General features: G+C 47.3%; 14 protein-coding genes, 2 rRNA genes and 1 pseudogene. 11 read left to right on the plus strand and 6 right to left on the minus strand.

Annotated elements, in window-relative coordinates:
- From H6A28_RS10315 to H6A28_RS15180, 6 genes and pseudogenes are all read left to right on the plus strand, one after another.
- Nucleotides 1–104, plus strand: a 23S ribosomal RNA gene (locus tag H6A28_RS10315); the annotation flags it as partial.
- Between the two features lie 105 nt (nt 105–209).
- Nucleotides 210–320 (plus strand): 5S ribosomal RNA (rrf, locus tag H6A28_RS10320).
- Between the two features lie 597 nt (nt 321–917).
- Nucleotides 918–1,757 (plus strand): ABC transporter ATP-binding protein, encoded by an 840-nt coding sequence (locus tag H6A28_RS10325; protein ID WP_204480164.1) that lies wholly within the window; start codon nt 918–920, stop codon nt 1,755–1,757.
- 10 nt (nt 1,758–1,767) lie between these two features.
- Nucleotides 1,768–2,643 carry a hypothetical protein gene (locus H6A28_RS10330; protein WP_204480166.1) on the plus strand — a complete coding sequence of 292 codons (876 nt, stop codon included), beginning with the start codon at nt 1,768–1,770 and terminating at the stop codon, nt 2,641–2,643.
- A gap of 5 nt (nt 2,644–2,648) precedes the next feature.
- On the plus strand, nt 2,649–3,026 hold the full coding sequence (locus H6A28_RS10335; protein ID WP_204476052.1) for a GntR family transcriptional regulator: 378 nt from the start codon (nt 2,649–2,651) through the stop codon (nt 3,024–3,026).
- A pseudogene (locus H6A28_RS15180) lies at nt 3,019–3,168 on the plus strand (IS982 family transposase); the annotation flags it as partial. The gene H6A28_RS10335 and the pseudogene H6A28_RS15180, both read left to right, overlap by 8 nt.
- 88 nt (nt 3,169–3,256) lie before the next feature.
- Here the strand turns inward: H6A28_RS15180 and H6A28_RS10340 are convergent.
- Together H6A28_RS10340 and gltX are read right to left on the minus strand one after the other, a co-directional pair.
- Nucleotides 3,257–4,477, minus strand: a complete 1,221-nt coding sequence (locus tag H6A28_RS10340) for a 3-deoxy-D-manno-octulosonic acid transferase (protein ID WP_204480168.1) — start codon at nt 4,475–4,477, stop codon at nt 3,257–3,259.
- A gap of 8 nt (nt 4,478–4,485) precedes the next feature.
- Nucleotides 4,486–6,003: a glutamate--tRNA ligase gene (gene gltX / locus H6A28_RS10345; RefSeq protein ID WP_204476054.1), complete on the minus strand. Its 1,518-nt coding sequence runs from the start codon at nt 6,001–6,003 to the stop codon at nt 4,486–4,488.
- An 85-nt stretch (nt 6,004–6,088) separates the two neighbouring features.
- Here gltX and H6A28_RS10350 point away from each other — a divergent pair, with 85 nt between their 5' ends.
- Nucleotides 6,089–8,146, plus strand: coding sequence for an HD family phosphohydrolase (locus H6A28_RS10350; RefSeq protein ID WP_204476055.1), 2,058 nt, complete (start codon nt 6,089–6,091; stop codon nt 8,144–8,146).
- A 73-nt stretch (nt 8,147–8,219) separates the two neighbouring features.
- On the opposite strand, the gene H6A28_RS10355 is transcribed toward H6A28_RS10350, so the two are convergent.
- The 4 genes from H6A28_RS10355 to H6A28_RS10370 form a co-directional block, all read right to left on the minus strand.
- Nucleotides 8,220–9,677 (minus strand): MFS transporter, encoded by a 1,458-nt coding sequence (locus H6A28_RS10355; RefSeq protein ID WP_204476056.1) that lies wholly within the window; start codon nt 9,675–9,677, stop codon nt 8,220–8,222.
- A 144-nt stretch (nt 9,678–9,821) separates the two neighbouring features.
- Nucleotides 9,822–10,742, minus strand: coding sequence for a 5-dehydro-4-deoxy-D-glucuronate isomerase (kduI, locus tag H6A28_RS10360; RefSeq protein ID WP_204476057.1), 921 nt, complete (start codon nt 10,740–10,742; stop codon nt 9,822–9,824).
- Between the two features lie 19 nt (nt 10,743–10,761).
- Nucleotides 10,762–12,153: a PTS galactitol transporter subunit IIC gene (locus H6A28_RS10365; RefSeq protein ID WP_204480170.1), complete on the minus strand. Its 1,392-nt coding sequence runs from the start codon at nt 12,151–12,153 to the stop codon at nt 10,762–10,764.
- Between the two features lie 412 nt (nt 12,154–12,565).
- On the minus strand, nt 12,566–12,976 hold the full coding sequence (locus tag H6A28_RS10370) for a hypothetical protein (protein ID WP_204476059.1): 411 nt from the start codon (nt 12,974–12,976) through the stop codon (nt 12,566–12,568).
- 128 nt (nt 12,977–13,104) lie between these two features.
- On the opposite strand from H6A28_RS10370, the gene topA reads away from it, so the two are divergent.
- The 4 genes from topA to argB are packed head-to-tail and all read left to right on the plus strand — an operon-like array spanning nt 13,105 to nt 18,672.
- On the plus strand, nt 13,105–15,435 hold the full coding sequence (gene topA / locus H6A28_RS10375; protein WP_204480172.1) for a type I DNA topoisomerase: 2,331 nt from the start codon (nt 13,105–13,107) through the stop codon (nt 15,433–15,435).
- Nucleotides 15,435–15,959 carry a shikimate kinase gene (locus H6A28_RS10380; RefSeq protein WP_204476061.1) on the plus strand — a complete coding sequence of 175 codons (525 nt, stop codon included), beginning with the start codon at nt 15,435–15,437 and terminating at the stop codon, nt 15,957–15,959. The genes topA and H6A28_RS10380 overlap by 1 nt, the downstream gene beginning before the upstream one ends.
- A 31-nt stretch (nt 15,960–15,990) precedes the next feature.
- Nucleotides 15,991–17,883, plus strand: a complete 1,893-nt coding sequence (gene speA, locus H6A28_RS10385; RefSeq protein WP_204476062.1) for a biosynthetic arginine decarboxylase — start codon at nt 15,991–15,993, stop codon at nt 17,881–17,883.
- 15 nt (nt 17,884–17,898) lie between these two features.
- The gene (gene argB / locus H6A28_RS10390; protein WP_204476063.1) at nt 17,899–18,672 is read left to right on the plus strand and encodes an acetylglutamate kinase; all 774 of its coding nucleotides are present in this window, start codon (nt 17,899–17,901) and stop codon (nt 18,670–18,672) included.
- Nucleotides 18,673–18,700 lie beyond the last annotated feature (28 nt).

Genomic DNA, 18,700 nt, shown 5'->3' on the forward strand with positions numbered 1-18,700 from the left:
AGATTTCTTTAGGGTCGTTGAAGACGACAACGTTGATAGGATGCAGGTGTAAAGCTGGAGACAGCAAAGCCGAGCATTACTAATTGCCCGAAAGCTTTCCTTATCCGCGCCGGGCGGATGGAAGACACAATAATCCATGAAGGATGATATATACGTTTGGCCGTTGTGCTGAGATTGCTTGCTTGTGAGTCATGACAATATAATGATATTAAGGTGACTATGGCGCGAAGGTTCCACCTCTTCCCATTCCGAACAGAGAAGTTAAGCTTCGCCACGCCGATGGTACTGCGTACAAGTGGGAGAGTAGGTAGTCGCCGTTTTAGATAGAGCCTCGAGGCAGAAATGCTTCGGGGCTTTTTTGTGCCCTCACGGGAACGGGAAACGGCGGGGCCGGATATACATTCGGAATACGGGGGGTCAACGTAAAAACCTGAGGGATTCGTTGGTCAAGCATAAGTTTTAGCTGGCCGGAATAGAAAGGATACGGCCTTTGGCTCAGGAAAGACTATTTCGCCACGGTGTTCCTTCCGCTTTCTTCTTTTTATGCGGTACACTCCGGAAATACGGCCTTTTCCGTGGCGGAAGGAACCTCTACCGGAGGTTTTCGAATGTGGATTCTTTTAAGCAGGAGGTAAGGCGCATTGTTTTCTTTTTCCCTTTGCTTGCTTTGTCTGTAGAATCTCTCTTTTTGAATTCTTTTCCTCTTTTCTTACACTGTTTCTTGTTTCGTCGTATATTCCTTATATTATTCTCTTTTCCCTTGTTATAGCGTTTTAAAAGGCTGTAGACTTGAATTTAATCCGTTTTTCTTGTTAAAAGTTTCGTTTATGCTTGTGGATTTAAGAAAAAGCATTACATTTGCGGTGTACTATTAAACTATTACACTAATATCATTAATCAACAACATGAACACGTCTATGATAAGAATCGAAGGATTGACCTTCAGTTATGGAAAGAAAGCTTCCATTTTCCAGGATTTTTCCCTGGAAATGGAGGCAGGAAAGGTGATAGGCCTTTTGGGAAAGAATGGGACGGGTAAATCGACTTTACTCTATTTGATAAGCGGTTTATTGCGTCCGCAAGGTGGCAATGTCTGGATGAAGGGGATAGATGTACAAAAACGTTTACCGATAACTTTATCCGATCTGTATTTGGTTCCGGAAGAATTTACCTTGCCTAACTTGAGCCTGAAACAGTTTGTGAAAGTAAATGCCCCGTTTTATCCTCGTTTTAGCTGGGAACTATTGCGGACCTGTCTGAATGATTTTGAATTGAATGAAGACATTCACTTGGGAGAGTTGTCCATGGGACAGAAGAAAAAGGCTTACATGTGTTTTGCTTTGGCCACTAATACTTCTTTACTCCTGATGGATGAGCCGACCAACGGACTGGATATTCCTTCCAAGAGTCAGTTCCGTAAAGTCATCGCTTCGGGTATGACGGAGGAGAAATCGGTGGTGGTTTCTACGCATCAGGTGAGGGATATTGACCGTTTATTGGATCAGGTAGTGGTAATCGATGGGAATGAGGTGCTGCTGAACCGTTCGGTGGTAGACATTACGGACAAACTCTTATTTGCGGAACAAGGGATGAATGAGCCAACGGATGATGCCCTTTTTGTACAGCCTTCTGTACATGGGAACAGCGTGATATGGCCTAACCTTTCGGGAGAAGAAAGTCCGTTGAATCTGGAGTTGCTGTTCAACGCTCTGTTGACGGAACGTGGGAAAATACAAGCGATATTTAATGATAAATAAACGACACGGCATGATGAATACAACTTTTAGTATGGTACGCGTGCGGAATATTATGCGACGCGATTTGATGGAGAACTGGAAAAGTAACCTTTATGGTTTGCTGGGTATTTTTGCAGCCTTCTTTTTCCCTATGTTGGGCCTTTTGTGGTCGGCAGAGGATGGGGTAGAAACAGTATATCCGGAGGTTTATTCCTTTTATCGCTTTTGTGGCAATATGTTAGGAGTAATTGGCATGGTAGTGAGTTTTGCGATGCTTTTTTATGCTTCCCGAATTATGAAATGCATGGACAGCAAGGAGAAACGCATCTCTTATTTGTTGCTTCCGGCTACGAAGCTGGAAAAATTCTTTTCACGGGCTGTATTTGTGACCATAGGTACCTTGTTGATGGTGCTGGTAGCCTTACTGGCATTGGAACTTACTCATTATCTGTTGCTGCCTTTGTTTGATTTATCGGCGATATATAGCCAGCCAATATTAGTGGAAGTATTTTCCATGAAATGGGCTACACATGCTTCGGTAGATGCAACAGGCGAACCCGTATATTCTTGGTGGTTGATGCAGCTACTCGTATGGATATTCTCCCTGTGGAATCACTCCCTCTTCATCTTGGGAGGAAGTTTCTGGTATAAGCATCCTTTTCTGAAAACCATTGGAACCTGTCTGGCAGTGACGATTCTCGGAGGGATTATGTTTGCCAGTTGGGCAGAAGGAGGAGCTTTGATTCGTCTTTCCGAGTGGATGCAGAAGCATTTCCAAGATACCCCCCAATTTGTAGATGGGGTGTTGGCAATAATTACTACTTTCTTCTTTTTATTTACTCTTTTCAACTGGTGGCTGTCGTACCGACTGTTTACCCGTTCACAAGTAATTAAACGAAAACTGTAGCGCCTATGACTTTTAAAGAGAATAAACCGATTTATTTGCAGATTGCCGACCGCATCATGGATGAAATTCTTCAGCATGTATATGAGGAAGAGGGACGCATCCTGTCGGTCCGTGAATATGCGGGCGTAGTGGAGGTCAATGCCAATACAGTGGTCCGTACGTACGATTACCTGCAAAATCAGGGCATTATTTACAACAAGCGGGGATTAGGCTATTTCGTGTCCCCTGGGGCTGCACAGAAGATAGTGGCACTTCGAAAAGAAACTTTCCTTCAACAAGTATTGCCCGATGTGTTCAAGGAAATGTATTTGTTGCATATTCCGATGGAAACCTTGGCAGAAATGTTCGAGGCTTATCAAAAAGAACGGAGGAAGTCTGAGTAAGTCTGGGGAAGATAAAACTGGTACCGATGATTTTTGTAAGGAATCGGTGTTACAACAGGAAAGATATATGATTGCTGATAAGAAGACCAGACATCGCAACAAGCCCAATCGTATGAGCAATGTTGAGATGACGGTTCTTTTGAATGCTGTTAGATAAAAAGAAAGGAGCTGAAGTAGGAAAGAAACCAAATATTCCTCTCTTCAGCTCCTTTTTATTTTATGCGCACGGATTATAGCGTCACTGTATGCATAATCTTTTCCAAGGCACCGGCATTGTCTCGTACATAGTTTCCGGCTTTTTTGCCTGCTTTGTCCAAGGCTCCGTAATTGGTCAGGAACTCGTCCATGATTTTCTTGAAGTCTTTCGCTCCCTGTATTTCGAAGCCACCCTTGCATTGCAGCAAACCCTGTGCTTCGCGGAAACGTTTGTTGTTCGGACCGAAGATGACTGGCATACCGTATACCGCCGCTTCCAGTACGTTGTGGATACCCACTCCGAATCCACCTCCGATGTAGGCTATTTCTCCGTAGCGGTAGATAGAAGACAATAGACCGAAACAGTCAATCAGCAGGCAGTCGGCTTCTTTCACCTTTTCCTCTGTGGCCTGCGTGTAGCGTACGACCGTACGGTTCAGTTTACCGATAATCTCTTTCAAATGGCTTTCCTCAATCACGTGGGGAGCTATAATGAGTTTCACCTCTGGATGTGCGTTGAAGTACGGGATGAAGATATCCTCATCTGGTCCCCATGAACTGCCGGCCACAAAGGCGGTATGTTCTCCTTTGAACAGTTCTACCAAAGGAAGTTCTTTGGCTTGACGGCAGATTTCCAGTACGCGGTCGAAGCGGGTGTCACCAACAATCGTTGTATTCGTGATGCCGATGGACTGCAACAGCTTCACGGATGCTTCATCCTGTACGAAGAGGTGTGTAAACGTGTTCAGTACCTTGCGGTAGCTTTTCCCATACCAGCGGAAGAAAATCTGTTCTTTCCGGAAGATGGAAGACACACTGTAGACCGGAATATTCCGTCGTTGCAGTTCCGTCAGGTAGTTCTGCCAAAACTCATACTTGATGAAGAAAGCCATGTAGGGCTGGGCCAGATCCAAGAAACGCTTCACGTTGCCCGGCGTGTCCAGCGGAAGATAGCAGACGATGTCCGCTCCCTTGTAATTCTTCCGTACCTCGTATCCGGAAGGCGAGAAGAAGGTTTGGAGAATTTTATATTGCGGATATTTTTTCCGGATTTCCTCAATCAGTGGACGGCCTTGTTCAAATTCTCCCAAGGAAGCCGCGTGAAACCACAGGTACTTTTCGCCGCGTACAATCTGATTCTTCAGAATGTCGAAAGATTCCTTTTCCCCTTTGACCATCAGGGCCACTTTCTTATTAAAAAGTGCAGCCAATCTGACTGCACTTGTATAAAGGGCGATAATAAGATTATAAATCATGTCTTCGTTTATTTGAGTACCTCTACTGCACGGCGCATACGTGCCACTGTTTCTTCTTTGCCCAATACAGCTGAGATATCAAACATGTGAGGACCTTTTCCTTCTCCTACCAGTGTCAGGCGGAAAGCGTTCATGATGTTACCCATGTGATAACCTTTGTCCTCAATCCATTTCATGACCACTTCTTCCTGATGAGCCAGTGAGAAGTCATCCAGTGATTCCAGCAGGTCAGCCAGTTCAGTCATGCGTGCGGCTGAATCTTCTTTCCAGCGTTTCTTTACGGTCTTTTCATCGTATTCTGTCGGAGCCACGAAGAAGAACTTGCAAGTATCCCACAATTCCTTGATGAAGCTAACACGGCCCTTCATCAATCCGACCACGGTAACCACCTTGTCCATCGGTGCATCGATGCCGTGCTCTTTCAGAATCGGCATGAACAGCTGGGCGATTTCTTCGTCGCTCTTCATCAGGATATATTCATGATTGAACCATTTTCCCTTTTCATAATCGAATTTGGCACCGGCCTTGCTGCAACGGTGCAGGTCGAACAACTTGATCAGTTCGTCCATCGACATGATTTCCTGGTCGTTGCCCGGGTTCCATCCCAACAGGGCCAGGAAGTTGATGACTGCTTCTGGCAGATAACCAGATTCACGGTATCCGGAAGAGACTTCCCCTGTCTTCGGATCGTGCCATTCCAAGGGGAATACCGGGAAGCCCAGACGGTCGCCGTCACGTTTGCTCAGTTTTCCGTTTCCATCCGGTTTCAACAGCAGCGGCAGGTGAGCGAATTCCGGCATGGTATCTTCCCAACCAAATGCACGGTACAGCAGTACGTGCAACGGAGCAGAAGGCAACCATTCTTCTCCACGAATCACGTGGGAGATTTCCATCAGATGGTCGTCTACGATGTTGGCCAGGTGGTAAGTCGGCAGCTCGTCAGCAGATTTATATAATACTTTGTCGTCGAGGATAGAAGAGTTGATGACCACTTCTCCACGGATGATGTCGTGTACATGCACGTCTTCGTTCGGCTCAATTTTGAAGCGGACCACATACTGCTTGCCTTCTGCAATCAGCTTGTCTACTTCTTCTTTAGGCATGGTCAGCGAGTTGCGCATAGACATACGTGTGGAAGCATCGTACTGGAAGTTCGGAACTTCCTTGCGTTTGGCTTCCAGTTCTTCGGGCGTGTCAAATGCGATGTAAGCCTTTCCGTTGTCCAGAAGTACCTGTACATACTTCTTGTAAATGTCACGGCGTTCCGACTGGCGGTACGGACCGTAGTTTCCTCCGAAGCTGACACCTTCGTCGAACTTGATGCCCAGCCATTTGAACGATTCGATAATGTATTCCTCAGCACCCGGAACGAAACGGTGTGAGTCGGTATCTTCAATACGGAAAACCAGTGCTCCCCCGTGCTGGCGGGCAAACAGATAATTGTACAAAGCGGTACGTACGCCGCCGATATGCAACGCACCTGTGGGACTCGGTGCAAAACGGACTCTTACTTTTCTTTCTGACATTGTGGTTTTTATCTAAAAATACGCCGCAAAATTAATCTAATTTTCCCGTTTTTTTCTTATTTTGCACGCAAAATATCTTTTTGACATGAAAAGTTTACAGACCGAACGACAGTTTTCCTATAAAGGATTGTTATATAAATTAGGTATATTCATCGTAACCGTTAGCGTAATTGTCTATTTCCTGCCGCGTGAAGGGAGGTTCAACTATCAATTTGACATCAACAAACCTTGGAAGTACGGACTGCTTCAGGCCTCGTTTGACTTTCCTATCTACAAGGAAGATGCTGAAGTGCAGCGCGAGCAAGACAGCATCATGCGGTTATATAGTCCGTATTATCAGATGGACAAAACGGTGGGCGAACGGATGATACAGCAGTTTAAGAAAGCCTATACTGACAGTTTGCATCGCATCATTCCTGCACCGGCTTATGAGCATCACATCGAACGCTTGCTGAAAGTGGTGTATGAAAAGGGTATCTTTGCGCCCAATGATTGGGAAAAGTTACGGAAAGACAGCGTACATGCCATTCAGTTAGTGGACAAGAATACGGCCAATCAGGTGGATGTGAACAGTCTTTACACTTTCAAGACTGCCTATGAGACCTTGATTTATTCGGATACGCTTCATTATCGGAGGAGCTTGTTGCAACGGTGTAACTTGAATGAGTACATTGCTCCGAATATGGTATACGATGCGTCGAAATCGGAGGCTGCCAAACAAGATTTGTTGTCCGAATTGTCGTGGGCTAACGGCTTTGTGATGAACGGACAGAAAATTATCGACCGGGGAGAAATTATCGACAGTCATACCTACAACATCCTGAAATCACTGGAGAAGGAGTGGAACAAACGTAGTGAGACCGTGTCAGAGAAGCGGCTGACTTTGTTGGGACAATTGCTTTTTGTGGCCTTGCTGGTAGGCTGTTTCATGATTTACCTGGAATTGTTCCGGAGAGATTATTACAAGAAACACCGGATGTTGGTTCTGCTGTTCATTATTATGATTGCCTTTCCGGTTATTTCTTCCGTCATGGTGGAACATGCCTTCATGAGTGTCTATATTGTGCCGTTTGCCATGATACCTCTGATTATACGTATATTTCTGGATTCCCGTACGGCATTTATGGCCCACATCATTACCATTCTGCTGTGTTCCATCTGTTTGCGTACGCCCCATGAGTTTATCTTGCTGCAGACAGCGGCAGGCATGGCCGGTATTTATAGCTTGCGGGAGCTGTCTCAGCGTTCCCAGCTGTTCCGTAGTGCGTTGATTGTGGTATGTGCCTATTGCTTGATGTATCTGGCCCTCGATTTGATACACGTCAGTGAAATCGCACAGTTGAGTACGCACATGTATATGAATTTTGTATTGAACGGCATCCTGCTGTTGTTTACGTATCCGTTGTTGTTTATTTTAGAAAAGACCTTCGGCTTCACCTCAAACGTGACACTGGTGGAATTGTCCAATATCAACAACAAGCTGATGCGGGAAATGTCGGAAGTGGCACCGGGCACGTTCCAGCATTCCCTTCAACTGGCCAATCTGACGGCTGCCGCAGCCAACCGCATCGGAGCAAACAGTCAGCTGGTACGTACAGGAGCCATGTACCATGACATCGGTAAGATGATGAATCCCGCTTTCTTTACGGAAAACCAGTCGGGCGTGAATCCGCACGACCAGCTCAGCTACAAGCAGAGTGCACAGATTGTCATCAGCCATGTGACCGACGGAATGAAACTGGCCGACAAACACGACTTGCCGCAGGTGATCAAAGATTTCATCTGTACGCATCATGGAAAAGGACTGACCAAATATTTCTATATCTCCTATCAGAATGAACATCCTGACGAGGAGGTCGATAAAGAAGCCTTCCGTTATCCGGGACCGAATCCGTTTACCAAGGAACAGGCCATTCTGATGATGGCCGATTCAGTGGAAGCCGCTTCCCGAAGTCTGCCGGAGTATACGGAGGAAAGTATTTCGGCCTTGGTGGAGAAAATTATCGACAGTCAGGTAAACGAAGGCTATTTCAAGGAATGTCCGATTACGTTCAAGGATATTGCTACGGTAAAGGCAGTGTTCAAGGAGAAACTGAAAACCATGTATCACACCCGCATCAGCTATCCGGAACTGAAGAAATAAGAATGACAGAAAAGAAAAGAGTCACGGCGTCAGAAAGGGATGCCGTGACTCTTTTTTATATACGTCCGAAAGATCAGAGTTTAATCAGTTTATACTTCGGTACCAATGCTTTCATGACGCACCATGCAATCAGGTAAGCTACGGCACAGATGCAGAAGATAATGAAGTAGCCGGCTTCCTTTCCTTCGAATCCCAGGAAAGCCATTTTGGTAGCTTCTGCATAATCGAACAAGATACCTGAACACATGTTGATGAGGAAGGCACCTACGCCTCCTGCCATTCCGCCGATACCGATGATGGTTGCCACTGCACTCTTGGGGAACATATCGCTACCTACGGAGTAAATGTTGGCCGACCAAGACTGGTGGGCAGCTCCGGCAATACCGATGATGATAACCGGGAACCAGTAGGAGATATTACCTAACGGCTGGGCAAACAAGGCCAGCAACGGGAAGACGGCAAAAATCAGCATGGCTTTCATGCGGGCGGCATACGGGTCTTTTCCGGTCTTGTTGATGATAATGGTCGGCAGTTTGCCGCCGTAGATAGAGAGCATGGTGATGGCGTACAATACAAAAATCAACAGTTGGGCAGTAGAACTGTCGGATGAGAAACCATACACATCGGAGATGTAAGCCGGGGTCCAGAAGAGGAAGAACCACCATACGCCGTCGGTCAGGAACTTACCGAGGGCTACGGCCCAGGTCTGACGATAAGTGAAACACTGCCAGAGGGTAAGCTTCGGTTCATTTTCCGTATGGTGAGAGGCATCTTCATTCTCTTTGTCCTGCTGGATGTAAGCCAGTTCCGCGGCATTGACACGCGGATTTTCTTGGGGTTTCTTGTATACGAACAGCCAAAGGCCCATCCAGATGAAACCCAACGCACCGATGACGATGAAAGCCATTTCCCAGCCGTTGCCTACACCGATACTCTTGAAATAACTGGCCAGTGAAGGAATACTGACCGGGGCAATGAGGGCACCGACGGTAGCTCCCGCATTGAAAATGGAAGTGGCGAACGCGCGGTCCTTTTTCGGGAAATATTCGGCGGTCACTTTGATGGCGGCCGGGAAGTTGCCGGATTCGCCTACAGCCAGCACGATGCGGGCCGCAATGAAATAATACACGCTGGTAATGGCGATGGTAGAGGTCAGGGCACCGGAAGCGGCAAGCATGTCATTTACATCCTGAAGGCCTACACTCATTTCGGTAGCCCAGCCGCAGAGGGCATGCAGGCAGGCACCGACCGACCAGATGGCAATGGCCCATAAATATCCTTTTCTGCTACCCAGCCAGTCGACGAAACGGCCGGCAAAGAGATTCGCAATGGCATAGATGATGGAAAAAATGGCGGTAATGGTTCCGTAGTGTGTATCTGTCCAGTGAAATTCAGGAGCAATAAAGTCTTTCCAGGTGAGGGAAAGTACCTGACGGTCCAGGTAGTTGACTGTAGTGGCGAAAAATAGCATGAAGCAAATAATCCATCGGTAGTTGCTTATTTTTTCGCTGGTTGTTTTAAATGTACTCATATGCTGATATTAGATTAAAGATATTTCTTTTACAAACGTTTTGCTTGTAAGTACGGATGAGAGAATTCAGCCCATGTCAGTCTGAATTCTCGAAAATATTTGGTGAATTGGGGTATGGTTTCTTTCCAAACTGGAAAGAATGTGTTATCTCATTTCTGTATATTGGATTTTGTCCATGTCGCCATAGTCCAGATTTTCCCCGGCCATTCCCCAGATGAACATGTAGTTGCTGGTTCCGGCAGCTGCGTGAATGGACCATTCCGGCGACATGATGGCCTGTTCGTTGGCCATCCATACCAGGCGTTCTTCCTGGGGTTGTCCCATCAGGTGGCAAATCATGTTGCCTTCAGGCACATTGAAGTAGAAATAAGCTTCGATACGGCGGCTGTGTGTATGGGCCGGCATAGTGTTCCACACGCTTCCCGGTTTCAGTTCTGTCAGTCCCATTTGCAGCTGGCAAGGACCTTCTTTCAGCACGTTTTTCACAATCAGCTGGTTGATGACGCGGTCGTTGCTTTCTTCCATCTTACCGGCAGCAAAAGAGTTTGCTTTCAGCGAGCCCTTACGCCCATCGATGGTAACCCATTGAGTCTTGTATTCTTTGTGGGCGATGGCAGAATTGAGGTAGAACTTGGCCGGTTGGCTGGCATCCTTGCTCTTGAAGGTCACTTTCTGCTTGCCGCGTCCTACGTAGAGGGCTTCCTTGAATTTCAGTTCATATTCCTTACCGTCTACCGTGACAATACCGTCACCGCCGATATTGATGACTCCCAGTTCCCGGTTGAACAGGAAGTAAGGAGCTTTCAGCGGATCGATGGTATCCAGTGACAGTTCTTTGTGGACCGGCATGGCACCACCGAAGATGAAACGGTCGTACATGGAGTAGGTGACGTTGATTTCATCGGCCACCAGCACTTTCTCCATCAGGAAGCTGCTGCGCAGCCTTTGGGTGTCGTAGGTTTTTACATCTTGCGGATTGCAGGCGGTCTGCATCCGGTAGTTTACCTGGGCATGAGCCGAAAGAGCCGCCACGCCCAGCATCATAGCCATTGCTAATTTTTTCATAAGCGCTTTATTTATTTTTTTATTCTTTATTCTGTAAAGTCTCGTGCAGGATACGCCGGCGGTTGTATACGGCCATGCCCAAAGTGACAAGGACCAATACCACCGAACCGATTATCTTGAGATGATAGACTGCATGGAAAATCACCCAGGAGAAGATGCTTGAGGCAAAGTCGAGGGCACCTCCCTGGAATCCTTCCGGTATCTGTACGGCAGTGTCGTGCGTCTTGACAAAAACATCCTGGGCGGCTTGTGTGAAGAACGGGGCCAGGTCGGTCACGAAATACAGACCAATAATCAGAGCCACCAGTCCGACGAGGAAGGTTTTCAGCACGTTGCCTTTGGTGATAGGCAATACGGCCGGGAATAGATAGAACATGCCGGCCAGTGAAGCCAAGGGCAAAAACTGGTTGCCGGGCAGAACCACCGACAGGAACAAAGTGACCGGAATCAGCAGGAGGGAAACCACTAAGGTGGTAGGATGGCCGATAACCAGTGCCGGACTCATGCCGATGTTCAGGCTGGTACTGTGCTTGAATTTGCGGGCAATCAGTTCACGGGTGGCGTCGGAAATCGGGCGCAGCCCCTCAATGAATAAGGAAGTGATGCGCGGAATCAGTTCCATGACCGCTCCCATCTTGATGCCCAGTCCTAAGATAGACGGAATCCTGTCAATCAGTTCCTGGGTGTTTTTGCAGGCCAGGACTCCGATAAGGCAGCCCACGATTACGCCGAGAAACAACGGCTCTCCCATGATGCCGAATTTCTTTTTCATTCCTTCCGCATCGATGTTGAGCTTGTCGAAGCCCGGAATCTTGTCGAGTAGCTTGCTGAGGACGAGGGCAAAGGGCACAAATCCCTGACAGAAAGGCTGGGGAATGGATATGCCCTCCATTTTCTCATAATAGGTCTGGAACTGCTTGCTGGTCAGGTCGGCCATAATCAGTGTGAGAATATAGCAGATGATGGCCGAGAAGAATCCCCACCAGATGTTTTCCGTAGCAAAGTAGACCACCGCACCAATGAAGGCATAATGCCAGTAGTTCCATAGGTCGATGTTGACCGTTTTGGTCGTCTTGGTCAGCAGCATGAGGATATTGATGCCCAGGCATACCGGAATGATGAAGGCTCCCACGGAAGTGTTGTAGGCCACGGAGGCGGCCGCCGGCCAGCCCATGTCGAAAATACCCAGGCTCAGGCCATAAATTTCGGTCACTTTCTTCAACGGTTCCCCTAAGCTGCTGGTTAAAAGTGCCGTTACCACGGAGAGTCCCACAAAACCTACTCCGACCAACAAACCGCTTTTCAGTGCTTTGCCGAATTTAATCCCAATACATACGCCTGAAATGGTAAACAGGATAGGCATCATCACGGCTGCCCCAAGCCCGATAATATAGCTAAAAACTTGTTCCATGTTTTTCTTTTCGTTCCCTCTATCAGGTGGATTTCAGGTTAAAAATAAATGATTGCGTGTCAAAATTACGTCCTTTTATTCTAATATCCAATTGACAAGACCTTAATTTTCGCAACTTTGCCGATTAAATAACATTTTTTCGTTTACGCACACGGATATGTTTTCTCAAAGAATCCTTTGCGATTTGTGTCAATTTGGTGGATGAGGGTATCCGTAGGAAGAAAAGGGACGGGGAAAGATTAAATGCGAAATGCAGAAGAACTAAAAAAGAAATGGCAGGGCAGTTTCTCTGTTTCGCAGTGCGGGATTTGTATCCCACACTGTGAAATATATATCCCACACTGTGGTTTTTGTATCCCACAGTGTGAAACAGAGAATTCATGGGCATGTTGAGGCAAATTTTCCGATGCGTTTAGGGGTTTTCAGTCTCCTGAATGAAGATTTTTCCGTTCTTCTTTTGTATCTGTACCTGGCTGCCTTTGGTGTTCAAGTTGAAAGGAGTCACTTCGTCGGTACGGTTGTCCACCACCATCAGGGTGTTTTCTTCGGCAAAGCGTTTCACTTGGAATTTGACGGAACTGTTGCCTAAAGTGGAATTGAACAGCAGGCTGTCATTGATGTAGACCGAAAGGCTGTCGCCGGTGAAGGAATCGGCTATCTCTATGGCATAAAGTCCTTCGAAAGTCTTGGTCTTGTCATCGTTTTTTGACTGTCCCCGGAAGCCTAAATACAGGAAGAGGCATACGATGAAGAATACGCCGAATGCCAGGATTCCGTTGCCTATCATGAATTGCTTGTTGCTGTTGATACTTTTGTTGTTCATAAATTAAGGTAATTAAAAAAGCGATATTACCCTGCAAAGTAAGTTATTTTCAGTTTGTTTATCGTGTATGTTATAATTTTTTTTCTACATTTGTCCCGAAAAATATAAAAAACGGAATACAGAATATCATGCAAAATAACCTGGTCATAGTGGAGTCTCCGGCAAAAGCTAAGACAATCGAAAAGTTTTTGGGGGAGGGTTATAAAGTTATGTCAAGTTACGGACATATCCGCGACCTGAAACAGAAGGCGTTTAGTATCGACATAAAAGATCATTTCAAACCGATTTACGAAATACCGGAAGATAAGAAGAAACTGGTGTCTGAATTGAAAGAGGAAGCGGCCAAGGCCGATATGGTATGGCTGGCATCCGATGAGGACCGGGAGGGAGAAGCTATTTCCTGGCACTTGTTTGAGGTGTTGAAACTGGATCCGAAGAAAACGCGACGTATTGTATTCCACGAAATCACAAAGACAGCTATCCTGAAGGCGATAGAACATCCTCGGGACATCAATATTGATTTGGTCAACGCGCAGCAGGCACGACGGGTACTCGACCGTATTGTAGGTTTTGAATTATCTCCTGTACTGTGGCGGAAAATCAAGCCGGCGCTTTCGGCCGGCCGTGTACAGTCGGTGGCTGTACGCCTGATTGTGGAACGCGAACGTGAAATCAATGCATTTACCAGTGAGGCTTCTTACAAAGTGGTCGCTGTATTCAAGGATGCGGCAGGGGCCTCTATCCGGGCCACGCTGGGACGTCGCTTCAAGACCAAAGAAGAAGCCCGCCAGTTCCTTGAAAAGTGCAAGGATGCTGATTTCACCATCAAAGATATCATTACCCGTCCGGTGAAGAAATCGCCGGCTCCTCCTTTCACCACCTCTACGCTTCAGCAGGAAGCCGCCCGTAAGCTGGGTTATACGGTGGCACAGACCATGATGATTGCACAGCGTCTGTATGAAAGCGGATTGATTACTTATATGCGTACCGACTCAGTGAACCTTTCTGAACTGGCTTTGGCTACGAGCCGCGATGCGATTCTGTCCATGATGGGCGAACGTTATGTGCACACACGGCAGTATGCCACCAAGACAAAAGGAGCACAGGAGGCCCACGAAGCCATCCGTCCGACGTATATGTCGAATGAATCCATTGAGGGTACTTCGCAGGAGGTACGTCTGTATGAACTGATTTGGAAACGTACGTTGGCTTCTCAGATGGCCGATGCGGAACTGGAGAAAACCACGGCTACCATCTCCATAAGTACCTGTGACGATGAGTTCCAGGCAGTGGGTGAAGTCGTTGTGTTCGATGGTTTCCTGAAAGTGTACAAGGAGTCTTTCGATGAAGAGACCGAACAGGAGGATTCTACCGGGCTGCCGAAGATGGAGGTGGGCGAGAACCTGCAACGTGAAGAAATCTCGGCCGTTCAGCGATTCAGTCAGGCTCCGGCACGCTATACAGAAGCCAGTCTGGTGCGCAAGCTCGAAGAATTGGGCATTGGACGTCCGTCTACGTATGCACCGACCATTTCCACGATTCAGCAAAGAGGTTATGTGGAGAAAGGAAATAAGGAGGGTGTGAAACGGGAATATTCCTTGTTGAGGCTGAAAGGCAAGGATGTAAAGGAAACCGTGCAGACGGAAATGAGCGGAAGCGAAAAGTCCAAGTTGATTCCGACCGATGTGGGTTGTGTGGTCAATGACTTCCTGATGCAGTATTTTCCGAAGATTATGGATTATAACTTCACGGCCAGCGTGGAGAAAGAGTTTGATGAAGTAGCCGAAGGCGAAAAGAAATGGACCGACCTGATGGAAGTCTTTTATGAGAATTTCCATCCGCTGGTAGAGACTACACTGGCCACGAAGACCGAACATAAAGTGGGGGAACGTATGCTGGGTACAGACCCGAAGACCGGGAAACCGGTTTCTGTAAAAATCGGCCGTTTTGGCCCGGTGGTACAGATTGGGTCTTCCGAAGACGAGGAAAAACCGAAATTTGCTCAGTTGAACAAGGGACATTCCTTGGAAACCATCACCCTGGAAGAAGCGCTCGACTTGTTCAAACTGCCTCGCACCTTAGGGGAACTCGACGGGCAGGCTGTTTCGGTAGGAGTTGGTCGTTTTGGACCTTATGTACGCCACGGCAACGAGTTTGTGTCTATTCCGAAGGACAAAGACCCCATGACGGTAACCTTTGAGGAAGCAGAGCAGATGTTGCGGGAAAAGAAGGAACAAGAGGCCCAGAAGATTATCAAGCAGTTCCCCGACAATCCGGACATGCAGATTCTGAACGGCCGTTACGGTCCTTACATTGCATATCAGAAGAAAAACTATAAGATTCCAAACAACGTGAATCCAGCCGACCTGAATCTGGAAGCTTGTTTCAAGGTGATTGAACTGCAAAACCAGAAGGCGGAAACGCGGAAAATGAAAGGAGCAAAAGCAAAGAAAAAATAATGAAAAGAGTTTTCTTGATTGGCTATATGGGTTCGGGCAAGACCACACTGGGAAAAGCTTACAGTGCGGCTACTGGACTACAGTTTGTCGACCTTGACTGGTATATTGAGGAGCGTATGCGTAAGCCCATCTCCGACTTGTTTGCGGAAAGGGGAGAAGAAGGCTTCCGCCTGCTGGAACAGCGGATGCTCCATGAAGCCGGTGAGTTTGAAAACGTGCTGATTGCATGCGGGGGAGGAACTCCTTGTTTTTTCGATAACATGGATTATATGAATCATACAGGCGAGACAGTATTTCTGGATGTATGTCCGGAGGTACTGTTCCGTCGTTTAAAGATAGCAAAGGCCAAGCGTCCCTTGTTGGCGAACAAAACGGACGAAGAGCTGATGCAGGTCATCACTTCCGCCTTGGAAAAAAGACTGCCTTATTACACGAAGGCAAAATGGCGTTTCAATGCGGAGGAACTTGAAAGTTATGAACAGATTGACAAGGCGGTAGACCGCTTGAAGAAATTGATAAATTAAAGAAGTATAAATCTAGACTTTATGTAGTGAAATGAGAAAATGGCGTATTGAAGACTCTGAAGAGCTCTACAACATTACGGGGTGGGGCGTTTCATACTTTGGTATCAATGAAAAGGGTCATGTGGTAGTCACTCCACGTAAAGACGGGGTAGCCGTCGATTTGAAAGAACTGGTAGATGAATTACAGCTCAGGGACGTGACAGCGCCCATGCTGGTACGTTTCCCGGATATCTTGGACAATAGGATTGAGAAAATATCCAATTGTTTTCATCAGGCTTCCGAAGAATATGGCTATCAGGCCGAAAATTTCATCATTTACCCGATCAAGGTAAACCAGATGAGACCGGTTGTGGAGGAGATTATCAGTCATGGAAAGAAGTTCAACCTGGGACTGGAGGCCGGTTCCAAGCCGGAGCTTCACGCCGTAATTGCCATCAACACGGATTCGGATTCACTGATTATCTGTAATGGCTACAAGGACGAAAGTTACATTGAACTGGCGCTGCTGGCACAGAAGATGGGCAAACGGATTTTTCTGGTAGTAGAAAAGCTGAATGAACTGAAGCTCATTGCCAAGATGGCCAAGCAGCTGAATGTGCGTCCGAATATCGGAATCCGGATTAAACTGGCTTCTTCGGGAAGCGGAAAGTGGGAAGAAAGTGGAGGCGATGCCAGCAAGTTTGGCTTGACTTCCAGTGAACTGCTGGAAGCCCTTGATTTCCTGGAGAAGAAGGACTTACGGGACTGCCTGAAACTGATTCATTTCCATATAGGCAGTCAGGTGACTAAAATACGCCGCATAAAGACTGCATTGCGCGAGGCTTCACAGTTCTACGTGCAGCTGCATCAGTTAGGTTATCCGGTGGAATTTGTGGATATTGGTGGTGGATTGGGAGTGGATTACGATGGAACCCGTTCTTCCAACAGCGAAAGTAGTGTGAACTATTCCATTCAGGAATATGTGAACGACTCTATCTCCATCATGGTGGATGCCAGTAACAAGAACAACATCCCGCATCCGAACATCATCACGGAGAGCGGACGTTCGCTCACGGCTCATCATTCCGTCTTGATTTTTGAGGTGCTGGAAACGGCTTCTCTGCCTTCCATGGACGAGGATTTCGTGGTGAGCAAAGACGATCATGAACTGGTGCAGGAACTTTATCAGATTTGGGACAACCTGAGTCAGAGCCGGATGCTGGAGGCTTGGCACGATGCGCAGCAAATCCGGGAGGAATCGCTCGACCTGTTCAGCCACGGTATCGTCGACCTGAAGACACGGGCACAGATTGAACGGATGTACTGGTCGGTGACACGTGAAATCAACCAGATAGCTTCGAACCTGAAACATGCCCCGGATGAATTCCGCAACTTGGACAAACTGCTGGCCGACAAGTATTTCTGCAACTTCTCACTGTTCCAGTCATTGCCGGATTCCTGGGCCATCGACCAGATTTTCCCGATTATGCCGATTCAGCGACTGGACGAACGTCCCGACCGCACGGCTACATTGCAGGACATTACTTGTGACTCGGATGGAAAGATTGCCAACTTCGTGACCAGCCGGAACGTAGCGCACGATTTGCCGGTACATACCATCAAGGCGAAAGAATCTTATTATATAGGAGTTTTCCTGGTAGGAGCTTATCAGGAAATCCTGGGCGATATGCACAATTTGTTTGGTGACACCAATGCCGTACACGTGAGTGTGGACGACAAGGGCTACAGCATTGATCAGGTGATTGATGGGGAAACCGTGGCCGAGGTACTCGACTATGTGCAGTATAACCCGAAAAAACTGGTTCGTACATTGGAAACCTGGGTGACCAAGTCGGTGAAGGAAGGACGTATTTCTTTGGAAGAAGGAAAAGAATTCCTGGCCAACTACCGTTCCGGATTGTACGGATATACTTATTTGGAGTAAAATGGGAGATAAGATATGAAAGAGAAACTGACAGTCATAAAGGTAGGAGGAAAAATTGTAGAAGAGCCTGACACATTGAATCAGCTGTTGAACGATTTTTCTTCTATGCCCGGTTATAAGGTGCTGGTGCACGGAGGAGGCCGTTCGGCTACCCGTATTGCGGCACAACTGGGCATTGAGAGCCGGATGGTAAACGGACGTCGCATTACCGATGCCGATACCTTGAAAGTGGTGACCATGGTTTATGGGGGCTTGGTGAACAAGAATATCGTGGCCGGTTTGCAGGCAAGAGGCGTGAATGCCGTCGGATTGACGGGAGCCGATATGAACGTCATCCGTTCCGTGAAGCGTCCGGTAAAGGATATTGACTACGGTTATGTGGGCGATGTGGAGAAGGTAGATGGAGCCGCTTTGACCGATTTGATTCATCGGCAGATTGTGCCTGTCATGGCACCGTTGACGCACGACGGTCACGGCAACCTGCTGAACACGAATGCCGACACCATTGCCGGAGAAACGGCAAAGGCCTTGGCTGAGTATTTTGAGGTGACACTGGTCTACTGTTTTGAAAAGAAAGGCGTGCTACGCGACGAGAATGACGATGACAGCGTGATTCCGGTGCTGACCCCCGACTTGTTCAAACGTTACGTGGACGAAGGTGTGATACAAGGAGGCATGATTCCGAAACTGGAAAATTCTTTTTCGGCCTTGGACGCTGGAGTTTCACAGGTTGTAATTACCTTAGCATCAGCCATTCATAAGGACGCGGGAACCATTATCAGAAAATAATTAAAAAAAATCGACGGGTGGGTGTAAC

Origin of the sequence: Bacteroides mediterraneensis (assembly GCF_016900355.1) — a bacterium.
Lineage (GTDB): Bacteria > Bacteroidota > Bacteroidia > Bacteroidales > Bacteroidaceae > Phocaeicola.

What these genes read in the sequence shown, in the direction of transcription:
- H6A28_RS10325 (WP_204480164.1), top strand. Translation starts at nt 918, where the DNA reads ATGATAAGAATCGAAGGATTGACCTTCAGTTATGGAAAGAAAGCTTCC.
- H6A28_RS10330 (WP_204480166.1), top strand. Translation starts at nt 1,768, where the DNA reads ATGATGAATACAACTTTTAGTATGGTACGCGTGCGGAATATTATGCGA.
- H6A28_RS10335 (WP_204476052.1), top strand. Translation starts at nt 2,649, where the DNA reads ATGACTTTTAAAGAGAATAAACCGATTTATTTGCAGATTGCCGACCGC.
- H6A28_RS10340 (WP_204480168.1), bottom strand. Translation starts at nt 4,477, where the DNA reads ATGATTTATAATCTTATTATCGCCCTTTATACAAGTGCAGTCAGATTG.
- gltX (WP_204476054.1), bottom strand. Translation starts at nt 6,003, where the DNA reads ATGTCAGAAAGAAAAGTAAGAGTCCGTTTTGCACCGAGTCCCACAGGT.
- H6A28_RS10350 (WP_204476055.1), top strand. Translation starts at nt 6,089, where the DNA reads ATGAAAAGTTTACAGACCGAACGACAGTTTTCCTATAAAGGATTGTTA.
- H6A28_RS10355 (WP_204476056.1), bottom strand. Translation starts at nt 9,677, where the DNA reads ATGAGTACATTTAAAACAACCAGCGAAAAAATAAGCAACTACCGATGG.
- kduI (WP_204476057.1), bottom strand. Translation starts at nt 10,742, where the DNA reads ATGAAAAAATTAGCAATGGCTATGATGCTGGGCGTGGCGGCTCTTTCG.
- H6A28_RS10365 (WP_204480170.1), bottom strand. Translation starts at nt 12,153, where the DNA reads ATGGAACAAGTTTTTAGCTATATTATCGGGCTTGGGGCAGCCGTGATG.
- H6A28_RS10370 (WP_204476059.1), bottom strand. Translation starts at nt 12,976, where the DNA reads ATGAACAACAAAAGTATCAACAGCAACAAGCAATTCATGATAGGCAAC.
- topA (WP_204480172.1), top strand. Translation starts at nt 13,105, where the DNA reads ATGCAAAATAACCTGGTCATAGTGGAGTCTCCGGCAAAAGCTAAGACA.
- H6A28_RS10380 (WP_204476061.1), top strand. Translation starts at nt 15,435, where the DNA reads ATGAAAAGAGTTTTCTTGATTGGCTATATGGGTTCGGGCAAGACCACA.
- speA (WP_204476062.1), top strand. Translation starts at nt 15,991, where the DNA reads ATGAGAAAATGGCGTATTGAAGACTCTGAAGAGCTCTACAACATTACG.
- argB (WP_204476063.1), top strand. Translation starts at nt 17,899, where the DNA reads ATGAAAGAGAAACTGACAGTCATAAAGGTAGGAGGAAAAATTGTAGAA.